12 protein-coding genes are annotated in these 10,786 nt (G+C 61.5%); all 12 read left to right on the forward strand.

Annotated features, from left to right (window positions below; all coding sequences use genetic code 11):
* The first annotated feature begins 78 nt into the window (after positions 1-78).
* Positions 79-645, forward strand: a complete 567-nt coding sequence (locus ELX51_RS08120) for an outer membrane beta-barrel protein (protein ID WP_164854804.1) — start codon at positions 79-81, stop codon at positions 643-645.
* 271 nt (positions 646-916) lie between these two features.
* A complete protein-coding gene (locus ELX51_RS08125; RefSeq protein WP_127753039.1) occupies positions 917-1,282 on the forward strand; it encodes an NADH-quinone oxidoreductase subunit A in 366 nt (121 codons plus the stop codon).
* Positions 1,273-1,857 (forward strand): NADH-quinone oxidoreductase subunit B, encoded by a 585-nt coding sequence (locus tag ELX51_RS08130; protein WP_127753040.1) that lies wholly within the window; start codon positions 1,273-1,275, stop codon positions 1,855-1,857. The genes ELX51_RS08125 and ELX51_RS08130 overlap by 10 nt, the downstream gene beginning before the upstream one ends.
* A 12-nt stretch (positions 1,858-1,869) precedes the next feature.
* Positions 1,870-2,487, forward strand: a complete 618-nt coding sequence (locus ELX51_RS08135) for an NADH-quinone oxidoreductase subunit C (RefSeq protein WP_127753041.1) — start codon at positions 1,870-1,872, stop codon at positions 2,485-2,487.
* On the forward strand, positions 2,484-3,680 hold the full coding sequence (locus ELX51_RS08140) for an NADH-quinone oxidoreductase subunit D (protein ID WP_127753042.1): 1,197 nt from the start codon (positions 2,484-2,486) through the stop codon (positions 3,678-3,680). Before ELX51_RS08135 ends, ELX51_RS08140 begins: the two co-directional genes overlap by 4 nt.
* Positions 3,680-4,861 carry an NADH-quinone oxidoreductase subunit NuoE gene (gene nuoE / locus ELX51_RS08145; RefSeq protein ID WP_127753043.1) on the forward strand — a complete coding sequence of 394 codons (1,182 nt, stop codon included), beginning with the start codon at positions 3,680-3,682 and terminating at the stop codon, positions 4,859-4,861. Before ELX51_RS08140 ends, nuoE begins: the two co-directional genes overlap by 1 nt.
* A gap of 2 nt (positions 4,862-4,863) precedes the next feature.
* The gene (nuoF, locus tag ELX51_RS08150) at positions 4,864-6,171 is read left to right on the forward strand and encodes an NADH-quinone oxidoreductase subunit NuoF (RefSeq protein WP_127753044.1); all 1,308 of its coding nucleotides are present in this window, start codon (positions 4,864-4,866) and stop codon (positions 6,169-6,171) included.
* Between the two features lie 6 nt (positions 6,172-6,177).
* Entirely contained in the window at positions 6,178-8,244 is a 2,067-nt protein-coding gene (gene nuoG, locus ELX51_RS08155) for an NADH-quinone oxidoreductase subunit NuoG (RefSeq protein ID WP_127753045.1), read from the forward strand.
* A gap of 21 nt (positions 8,245-8,265) precedes the next feature.
* Positions 8,266-9,348 carry an NADH-quinone oxidoreductase subunit NuoH gene (gene nuoH, locus ELX51_RS08160; RefSeq protein ID WP_248305287.1) on the forward strand — a complete coding sequence of 361 codons (1,083 nt, stop codon included), beginning with the start codon at positions 8,266-8,268 and terminating at the stop codon, positions 9,346-9,348.
* Positions 9,348-9,836, forward strand: coding sequence for an NADH-quinone oxidoreductase subunit NuoI (nuoI, locus tag ELX51_RS08165; protein WP_127753047.1), 489 nt, complete (start codon positions 9,348-9,350; stop codon positions 9,834-9,836). The genes nuoH and nuoI overlap by 1 nt, the downstream gene beginning before the upstream one ends.
* An 11-nt stretch (positions 9,837-9,847) precedes the next feature.
* A complete protein-coding gene (locus tag ELX51_RS08170; protein ID WP_127753048.1) occupies positions 9,848-10,456 on the forward strand; it encodes an NADH-quinone oxidoreductase subunit J in 609 nt (202 codons plus the stop codon).
* Positions 10,457-10,470: 14 nt separating this feature from the next.
* Complete coding sequence (gene nuoK / locus ELX51_RS08175) at positions 10,471-10,779, forward strand: NADH-quinone oxidoreductase subunit NuoK (protein WP_127755220.1); 309 nt, start codon at positions 10,471-10,473, stop codon at positions 10,777-10,779.
* Positions 10,780-10,786 lie beyond the last annotated feature (7 nt).

Consider the following 10,786-nt stretch of genomic DNA (forward strand, 5'->3'; position numbering starts at 1 on the left):
GGAAGGCCACAATCGCCCTTGCGGCGAATCTGTACTTGCCCCACTACTCTCGTATTCTTCCTTGATATGGGGGCTTTAATGGCCATTCGTTCTCTTCTCCTTGGCGCTTCCATCGCCGTTGTTGCTTCGGTCGGCGCGCAGGCTGCCGATCTCATCATCCCAACCACCCCAGAGCCAATCTATGAAGCTGCCGGCTTCAGCTGGGATGGCCTCTATGCTGGTATCGAAGCCGGCGGCATCTTTGCCGACGACGTCGACACCACCGGCCTGGTCGGCGGTATCATCGGTGTGAACTTCACCGTTGCCGATCCGATCGTTGTCGGTATCGAGCTGCAGGCTGATTACCTGTTCCTGGACGGCGACGATGATGCCGGCCTGATCCTGGCCCTCGGTCGCGTTGGCGCTCTGCTGACCGACTCGGTCCTGATCTACGCAGCTGGTGGTCTCGGCTCCACCGTTGGTGGCGACGACGAACAGGGCGTCTATGCTCTCGGCGCTGGCGTTGAAGTTGCCCTGACCGACTCCGTGTCGCTCCGTGGTGAAGTTCTCGGCCTGGGCAACCTGGACGACGACGATGACATCGACGGCAACGACGACTTCTTCGCTGCTGGCAAGGCCACCGTTGGTGTGTTCTACCACTTCTAAGAATGCCGACTGTCTGATGACGGTCTAGTGTTGAGGCCCCGCATTGCGGGGCCTTTTCTTTTGCCTGCTCTGCACTAAATAAGCGGTCGAAACGTCGGCACGTCTGCTCGCCTATACATGATCTGTTAGATCAGATTTTCTTTCCCTTGAAACAACCGGGTGGAAGGTCTAAGCGGAGGCATCAATTTCGCCCCGCGTCGCTCGCCCCAATTGCTTGCGCTGCCGGCGCGTAAACCGACCGCCCGGTCGGGTCTAGAACACAGGCTGCCGCATGACTGAATTGCTCAGCAACTACCTGCCCATCGTGCTTTTTGTCGGTTTGGCTGGCTTGATCGCCATGTCACTGCTGATCGCGCCGTTCCTGATTGCAGTGAAGCGCCCCGATCCAGAAAAAGTATCGGCCTTTGAGGCGGGCTTTGATGCCTTTGACGACGCCCGCATGAAGTTCGATGTGCGATTCTATCTCGTCTCGATTCTCTTCATCATTTTCGATCTTGAAGTTGCGTTCCTGTTCCCCTGGGCCGTGGCTTTCCGGGATGTGGGTTGGTTCGGCTTCTGGTCGATGATGATCTTCCTGGGCGTTTTGACCGTCGGCTTCCTCTATGAATGGCGGAAAGGTGCACTTGAATGGGATTGAGTGAACAAAACAACGGCACGCTGGTGACGCCTCGTCCCAGTGGCCTGATCGACCCGCGCACCAACAAGCCGGCCGGCGCCGACGATCCGTTCTTCACGGATGTGACCGACGAGCTGGCCGACAAGGGCTTCCTGGTTTCCAGCGTTTCCCAGTTGATCAACTGGGCACGTACCGGCTCGCTGATGTGGATGCAGACGGGCCTGGCCTGCTGCGCCGTCGAGATGATGCAGATGTCAATGCCGCGCTATGACGTGGAGCGGTTCGGTACCGCACCGCGCGCGTCTCCACGCCAATCGGACGTGTTGATCGTGGCCGGCACGCTGACCAACAAGATGGCTCCGGCCCTGCGCAAGGTCTATGACCAGATGCCCGAGCCGCGCTACGTGATCTCCATGGGCTCCTGTGCCAATGGCGGCGGCTACTACCACTATTCCTATTCGGTGGTGCGTGGCTGCGATCGCATCTTGCCGGTCGACATCTATGTTCCTGGCTGCCCCCCAACCGCGGAGGCGCTTCTTTACGGCATTCTGCTGCTGCAAAAGAAGATCCGCCGCACCGGTACCATCGAGCGATAAGGTCTTTTGGGTATGGATGAGGCAATCCAGGTCGATCCACTCGCCGCCCTGGGCGAGCATGTAGCGCGCTCGCTTGGCAGCGCCGTGCTGGAGACCGCTATCGCTTTTGGCGAACTGACGGTTATGGTCGAGCGCGACTCGATTGTGGCGGTAGCTGAATTCTTGCGCACCGACCCGCAATGCCGGATGGTCAGCATCATCGACATTTGCGGCGCCGACTACCCCGAGCGTGAGGAACGCTTCGAGGTAGTGTACCACTTCCTCAGCCCCTATACGAATTTGCGCATCCGCGTGAAGCTGGCCGCCGACGACATCGTGCCGGTGCCCAGCATCACCGGCGTGTTCAAGGGCGCCGACTGGTTCGAGCGCGAGGCCTATGACCTTTACGGCGTGCTGTTCTCGGGGCATCCGGACCTGCGCCGGCTGCTGACTGACTACGGCTTTGACGGTCATCCCCTGCGCAAAGACTTCCCACTCACGGGCTTCATCGAAGTTCGGTATGACGAAGAGCGCAAGCGGGTGGTCTATGAGCCGGTCCGGCTGCACCAGGAATTCCGCTCATTCGATTACCTGTCGCCCTGGGAAGGCACCGATTACGTGCTGCCGGGCGACGAGAAGGCGAAGCAATGACTTTAGAAGCCGAAGTCCGCAATTTCACACTCAATTTCGGTCCCGTGCACCCTTCGGCGCACGGCGTGCTGCGCCTCATCCTTGAGCTTGATGGCGAAATCATCGAACGCGTGGACCCGCATGTCGGCCTCTTGCATCGCGGCACCGAAAAGCTGATCGAGCACAAGACCTATCTGCAGGCCGTGCCCTATTTCGATCGCCTCGATTATGTCGCGCCGATGAGTCAGGAGCACGCCTTCTGCCTTGCGGTGGAAAAGCTACTCGGCATCGAGGTGCCGCGCCGCGCGCAACTGATCCGCGTTCTGTTCTGTGAAATCAGCCGTCTGCTGTCGCACCTGATGAACGTGACCACCCAGGCCATGGACGTCGGCGCACTTACCCCGCCGCTTTGGGGCTTTGAGCAGCGCGAACAGCTGATGATGTTCTATGAGCGCGCGTCGGGCAGCCGCCTGCACGCCGCTTACTTCCGCCCCGGTGGCGTGCACCAGGACCTGCCGCAGGACCTGATCGACGATATCGAAGCGTTCGCCACCAAGACCTTCCCTTCAGCGCTCGAGGATATCGGCACGCTGCTGACGGACAGCCGTATCTTCAAGCAGCGCAATGTCGATATCGGTGTGGTGTCCCTCGAGGATGCCTGGAACTGGGGCTTCTCGGGGATCATGGTGCGCAGCGCCGGCGCTGCCTGGGACCTGCGCAAGAGCCAGCCCTATGAGTGCTACGAAGAGCTCGAGTTCGACATTCCGATCGGCAAGAATGGCGATTGCTATGATCGCTACCTGATCCGCATGGAAGAAATGCGCCAGTCGACCTCGCTGATGAAGCAGTGCATCGATCGCCTTAATGCCCCCGAAGGCAAGGGTCCGATCGCTGCGCTCGACGGCAAGGTGGTGCCGCCCAAGCGCAGTGAGATGAAGCGGTCGATGGAAGCGCTGATTCATCACTTCAAGCTTTATACCGAGGGCTTCAAGGTGCCCGCCGGCGAGGTCTATGCCGCCGTGGAAGCGCCCAAGGGCGAGTTCGGCGTCTATCTGGTCTCGGACGGCACCAACAAGCCGTATCGCTGCAAGGTCCGGGCTCCCGGCTTTGCCCATCTTCAAGCCATGGATTTCCTGTGTCGCGGCCACATGCTGGCGGACGTTTCGGCGATCCTGGGCTCACTAGACATCGTGTTCGGAGAGGTTGATCGCTGATGGTTGCGCGTCGCCTTGCAGACGAGTCGGTTCAACCGGCTTCTTTCGCGTTCAATTCGGAAAACGCCCGCTGGGCGGAACGCACCATTGGCCTTTATCCCGAAGGACGCCAGCAATCGGCAGTGATTCCGCTGCTGATGCGGGCACAGGATCAGGATGGCTGGGTCACCCGGGCCACGATCGAGACGATCGCGGATATGCTTGGCATGGCCTATATCCGGGTGCTGGAAGTTGCGACTTTTTATACGCAGTTCCAACTGGCACCTGTCGGCACCCGCGCCCATATTCAGGTTTGCGGCACGACGCCCTGCATGCTGCGCGGTTCGGAAGCGCTGATTGAGGTGTGCAAAAGCAAGATCCATCCTGAACAGCGCCATACCAATGCGGATGGCACCATGTCCTGGGAAGAGGTCGAGTGCCTGGGCGCCTGCGTCAATGCTCCCATGGTCGCCATCTTCCACGACACCTACGAAGACCTGAGCCCAGAGCGCTTCGAAGAGATCGTCGATGCCTTTGCGGCGGGGCAGGGCGCCAGCATCAAGACGGGCACCCAGATCGAGCGGCTAAATTCCGCGGCCGAAGGCGGACGCACGACGCTCAACGAGCCACCGACCGCGAAGCGCGAAAAGTTCGTGCCGCCAGCGCCTCCGGCCGACGCTGCCGCACCGGCAGGTGCCGCGCCTGCTGCACCCAAGCCGGCAGCGCCCCAGGCGCCGACCACTGCGGCCAAGCCGCGTGATGTCAACGAAGACTCTGCACCCGCCTTCAAGGGACCGGCGCCCCAGGGCAAGGTTTCACAGGCGCATGCCGAAGCCGAGCGCAAGGAATTCGACCGCGAAGCCAATGCCGATGGCGAGCCCAACAAGGCGATGCGACCCGATGCGACCGGCGCGGAAAGCGACGCCAGCAAGATCGACGGTGGCAAGGCTCCAGGCAAGGAAAGCCGCTCGGGCAGCAGCGATGGCGCCGCCGGCGGCGGTACGCAGCCAGATGCCCAAGAAGCAGAATCGACCTCCGGCAGCACGGTGGTCGACAGCAAGGAGTTGAGCGGGGCAGACGCGGCAGCCGTTGATGCTGCGGCCAAAAAGCCCGTTCGGCGCCGCAAGCCCAAAACCGAGGATTTGAAGCCGACCGTGGAACATGGCGGCGACATCTCCAACGACGACAAGTCGGAGTCATAATCGTGCTCGCTGACAAAGATCGCATTTTCACCAATCTCTATGGTCAGGGCGACTGGACACTGGCCGGTGCGCGCTCGCGCGGTGCCTGGGAAGGCACCCGCGAGTTCATCGATGCTGGCCGCGACTGGATCACCAACGAGGTCAAGGCTTCTGGCTTGCGCGGCCGCGGCGGGGCTGGGTTCCCGACGGCGCTGAAGTGGACCTTCATGCCCAAGGTGTCTGACGGGCGCCCACATTACCTGCTGGTCAATGCCGATGAATCCGAGCCCGGCACCTGCAAGGACCGCGATATTCTGCGCCATGATCCTCACCATCTGGTGGAGGGGTGCCTTCTGGCGGCCCGCGCCATGGATGCGCACCTGGCCTTTATCTATGTGCGCGGCGAATTCATCCGCGAGCGGCAGCACCTGGAGCAGGCCGTTCAGGAGGCCTATGACGCCAAGCTGATCGGCAAGAACAACATCCATGGCTGGGACCTGGACATCATCGTCCATCACGGCGCGGGCGCCTATATCTGCGGCGAAGAAACTGCGCTGATGGAATCGCTGGAAGGCAAGAAGGGCCAGCCCCGGCTCAAGCCGCCATTCCCCGCCGGCATGGGCGTTTACGGCAACCCGACCACGGTCAACAATGTCGAGTCCATCGCCGTTGTGCCCGAAATCCTGCGTCGTTCGGGCGCTTGGTTCGCTTCTATCGGCCGCGCCAACAATACCGGCACCAAGCTGATGTGCGTTTCGGGCCACGTCAACAAGCCCGCGACCTTCGAGGAAGCCCTTGGCTGCACCTTCGAAGAAATCATCGAAAAGCATTGCGGCGGCATTCGTGGCGGCTGGGACAATCTGCTCGCCGTGATCCCCGGCGGCTCGTCCGTGCCCTGCGTGCCCGGCGAAAAGATCCGCCACGCCATCTATGACTTCGATGGCCTGCGTGAAGTGGGCGGCTCGCTCGGCACTGCCGGCATCATCGTGATGGACAAGTCGACGGATATCATCAAGGCCATCTGGCGCCTTGCCGCTTTCTACAAGCACGAAAGCTGCGGCCAGTGCACGCCGTGCCGTGAAGGCACCGGCTGGATGATGCGCGTCATGGATCGCATGGTTGAAGGCCGCGCCCAGAAGCGCGAGATCGACATGCTGTTTGAAGTGACCAAGCAGATCGAGGGCCACACCATTTGCGCGCTGGGCGATGCCGCGGCTTGGCCGATCCAGGGCCTGATCCGCAACTTCCGGCACGTGATCGAAGAGCGGATCGACCAGTATACATATTCATCCACCTCTGACGGCGCCGTGCCGTCGATCGCGGCGGAGTAGGGCTCGATGGCAAATATCAAGGTTGACGGCCAGCTCGTCGAAGTTCCCGATCACTTCACCCTGATGCAGGCTGCCGAAGCGGCCGGCGCAGAAATTCCGCGCTTTTGTTACCATGAGCGCCTGTCGGTGGCCGGCAACTGCCGCATGTGCCTGGTCGAGGTGAAGGGCGGCCCCCCCAAGCCCCAGGCCTCTTGCGCCATGGCGGTCAAGGACCTGCGGCCCGGCCCCAATGGCGAGCCGCCCGAAATGTTCACCAACACGCCAATGGTCAAGAAGGCCCGCGAAGGCGTGATGGAATTCCTGCTGATCAACCATCCGCTCGACTGCCCGATCTGCGATCAGGGCGGTGAATGCGATCTGCAGGACCAGGCCATGGCCTATGGCGTGGACAAGAACCGCTTTGCCGAAAACAAGCGCGCGGTCGAGGACAAGTATCTTGGGCCGCTGGTCAAGACCTCGATGAACCGCTGCATCCATTGCACGCGCTGCGTCCGCTTCACCACCGAAGTGGCCGGCATTGCCGAGATGGGCTTGCTGGGTCGCGGTGAGGACGCCGAGATCACCTCCTATCTGGAAAAGGCGCTGTCGAGCGAGTTGCAGGGCAATGTGGTTGACCTGTGCCCGGTAGGCGCACTGACCTCCAAGCCCTATGCCTTCTCGTTCCGTCCCTGGGAATTGAGCAAGACCGAGAGCATCGATGTCATGGATGCGCTCGGTTCGGCCATCCGCGTCGATAGCCGTGGTCGCGAAGTGATGCGCATCCTGCCGCGCGTCAATGAGGCGATCAACGAGGAGTGGATTTCCGACAAGACCCGCTATGTGTGGGATGGGCTCAAGTCCCAGCGCCTTGACCGCCCCTATGTGCGGCGCAACCGCAAACTGGCTCCCACCACCTGGGAAGACGCGTTCGCGACCGTTGCCAAGGCCGTCAAGAAGCCGGGCGTGCGCATCGGCGCCATTGCCGGCGACCTTGCCGGCGTCGAGGAAATGTTTGCGCTCAAGACGCTGCTGGCCTCGCTGGGCTCGAGCAATATCGATGCGCGCCCGGTTGGCTCGGCCCTGAGCCCTGCCGGCGGTCGCGCCAGCTATGTGTTCAATCCCACCATTGCCGGGATCGAGCAGGCTGACGCTATTCTCCTCGTCGGCACCAATCCGCGCCGTGAAGCGGCTGTGCTCAATGCCCGCATCCGCAAGGTGTGGCGTGCCACCGGCCTGCCGATTGGCGTGATCGGGGAAGCCGCTGACCTGACCTATACCTACGAGCATCTCGGTTCGGGCAACAACACGCTGCTGGACCTGGCTGCGGGCCTCGGCTCCTTTGCCGATACCTGGAAGCAAGCCAAGCGGCCGCTCGTGATCGTGGGCGAAGGCGCTGCGACCACCGATGTTCTGGCTGCGGCCGCACAGCTCGCCACCGGCAATCCGGAACTGGCAGAAGGCTGGAACGGCTTTGCCGTGCTGCACAATGCGGCAGCTCGCGTCGGCGCTCTCGATGTCGGTTTCGTGCCCGCCAAGGGCGCTGCGGATACGGCGGCCATGCTAACGGGCGGCGTTGACGTGCTGTTCCTGCTGGGTGCCGACGAATACGACCTGTCCGGTCTTGGCGACACGTTGGTGGTGTATCTGGGAACCCATGGCGACAGTGGCGCTCACCGCGCCGACGTAATCCTGCCCGGCGCCGCCTATACCGAAAAGAGCGCCACCTATGTGAACACCGAAGGGCGGGTGCAGGTCACCAACCGCGCCGTGTTCCCCCCAGGTGAGGCCAAGGAAGACTGGGCCATCCTGCGGGCGCTTTCGGCAGTTGCCGGCGTGACCCTGCCGTTCAATTCGCTGCCGCAGCTGCGCGCCGCGCTTTATGCTGAATACCCGCATCTGGCCCGGATCGATGATGTTGCGCCCACCAAGCTCGCCGACATCACCAAGCTGGCCAAGGGCTCGACGCGCGGCAAGAAGCTCAGCTTTGCTTCTCCGGTCAGTGATTTTTATCTCAGCAACCCGATCGCGCGCGCCTCGGCAACCATGGGCGAATGCGCTGCCATGGCCGCCGGCCTGCGTCAGGCAGCGGAGTAGGGGAGCGCTATGGACTCTGTTATGGCCGTTCTTGACTACCTGCTTGGCGTGCCCTTCCTCGGAGGGACCCAGGTAGGCTTCGTGTATAAGGGGCTGCTGCTCCTCGTCACCCTGCTGATCTTCACCGCCTTCATCCTGCTCGCCGACCGCAAGATCTGGGCGGCCGTGCAGATCCGCCGTGGTCCCAACGTCGTGGGTCCGTTCGGCCTCCTGCAGAGCTTTGCCGACCTGCTCAAATTCGTGTTCAAGGAACCTATCCTGCCCGCCGGGTCGGACAAGCTCATGTTCCTGTTGGCGCCGCTGATCACGGCGACGCTGTCGCTGTCGGCCTGGGTGGTTATTCCGATCAGCCCCGGCTGGGCGATCGCGGACATCAATGTGGGCATTCTTTATGTGCTCGCGATCTCCTCGCTCGGCGTTTACGGCGTGATCATTGGCGGCTGGGCGTCGAACTCGAAATACCCGTTCCTGGGCGCGCTGCGTTCGGCGGCGCAGATGGTCAGCTACGAAGTCTCGATTGGGCTCGTGATCATCACCGTGCTGCTCTGCGTGGGCTCGCTGAACCTGACCGATATCGTGCAGGCGCAGTATGAGATGGGCCTGGCGCACATGATCGGGCTGCCTTGGCTGACCTTCCTCAACTGGTTCTGGCTGCCGCTGTTCCCGATGTTCATCGTGTTCATGATATCGGCCTTGGCTGAAACCAACCGCCCACCATTCGATTTGCCCGAAGCGGAGTCGGAACTGGTGGCCGGCTTCATGGTGGAATATTCCTCCACGCCTTACCTGTTGTTCATGCTGGGCGAGTATATCGCCATCATCCTGATGTGCGCGCTGATGACCATCATGTTCATGGGCGGCTGGACATCGCCGATCGACCTGCCGCCCTTCACCTGGATCCCGGGTGCGGTGTGGTTCGTGCTCAAGGTGTGTTTCTTCTTCTTCTTTTACGCCATGACCAAATCCATCGTGCCGCGCTATCGCTATGACCAGTTGATGCGGCTGGGCTGGAAGATCTTCCTGCCGCTCTCGTTGGTTTCGGTCATTGTTCTCGCATTCGTCCTGCAGCTGACTGGCTGGGGCTGGCATGGAGGGGTTGCTTGATGCACGCCCTGAGATTTGTAAATTCGCTGCTGCTCAAGGAGTTCGTAACGGGGTTCTTCCTCGCCATGCGCTACTTCTTCACGCCCAAGCCGACGGTGAACTACCCATTCGAAAAGAACCCCGTAAGCCCGCGCTTCCGTGGCGAGCATGCCCTGCGCCGCTACCCCAATGGGGAAGAGCGCTGCATTGCCTGCAAGCTGTGTGAAGCGGTGTGTCCTGCACAGGCCATCACCATCGAAGCTGGCCCCCGCCAGAATGACGGCACCCGGCGCACGGTGCGCTACGACATCGACATGGTGAAGTGCATCTATTGCGGCTTCTGCCAGGAAGCCTGCCCGGTGGATGCGATCGTTGAAGGCCCCAATTTCGAGTTCGCCACCGAAACGCGCGAGGAGCTCTACTTCTCCAAGGAGCGTCTGCTGGCCAATGGCGACCGCTGGGAGCGCGAAATCGCTCACAACATCGCCACCGACGCACCGTATCGCTGAAGGAAGACCGGATGAGCCTTCCCCTGTTCTTTTTCTATCTCTTCTCGGTCGTGGCGATCGCTTCGGCGTTCATGGTCGTGTCCTCGCGCAATCCCGTGCACGCGGTGCTGTTTTTGATCGTGGTGTTCGTCAACGCTGCAGGCCTCTTCATGCTGGCCGGCGCCGAGTTCCTCGCCTTGATCCTGATCGTGGTTTATGTCGGCGCTGTGGCGGTGCTGTTCCTGTTTGTCGTCATGATGCTGGACGTTGACTTCAAGGACCTGCGCCGCGGTTCGCTGCAATATGCACCGATCGGCGTCCTTGTGGGGATCGTATTGCTGCTCGAGCTCCTGCTCGTGGCCGGCAGCTCCTGGATCGCACCAGAAGCAGGTGGAATTGGCGCCTTGCCGATCGACGCGGGCGTTGAAAATACGCGCGCGTTAGGGCAGGTGCTTTATACGCGCTACGTGTTCCTGTTCCAGGGCGCGGCCGCGATTCTGCTGGTGGCAATGATCGGTGCGATTGTGCTGACGCTGCGCCACAAGCCCGGCATCAAGCGCCAGGATCCGTCGGTGCAGGTCAATCGGCAGCCGGCAGACACGCTGGAAGTCGTCAAAGTCAAAAGCGGTCAAGGGCTGTAGGAGTAATCATGGGCTTGGCAATCGGCCTCGGTCACTACCTGACCGTCGCGGCAATCCTGTTCACGCTGGGCGTGTTCGGCATTTTCCTCAACCGCCGCAACATCATCGTTATTCTGATGTCGATCGAGTTGATCCTCCTGGCGGTCAACCTCAACCTCGTGGCCTTCAGCGCGCATCTGGGCGACCTGCAGGGGCAGGTATTTGCGCTGCTGATCCTGACGGTGGCGGCTGCCGAGGCGGCCATTGGCCTCGCCATTCTCGTAATTTTCTACCGCAATCTCGGCTCGATTGCGGTTGAAGACGTCAACCAGATGAAGGGCTAAGCAGCAC

Source organism: Devosia sp. 1566, from assembly GCF_004005995.1.
Classification (GTDB): Bacteria; Pseudomonadota; Alphaproteobacteria; order Rhizobiales; family Devosiaceae; genus Devosia.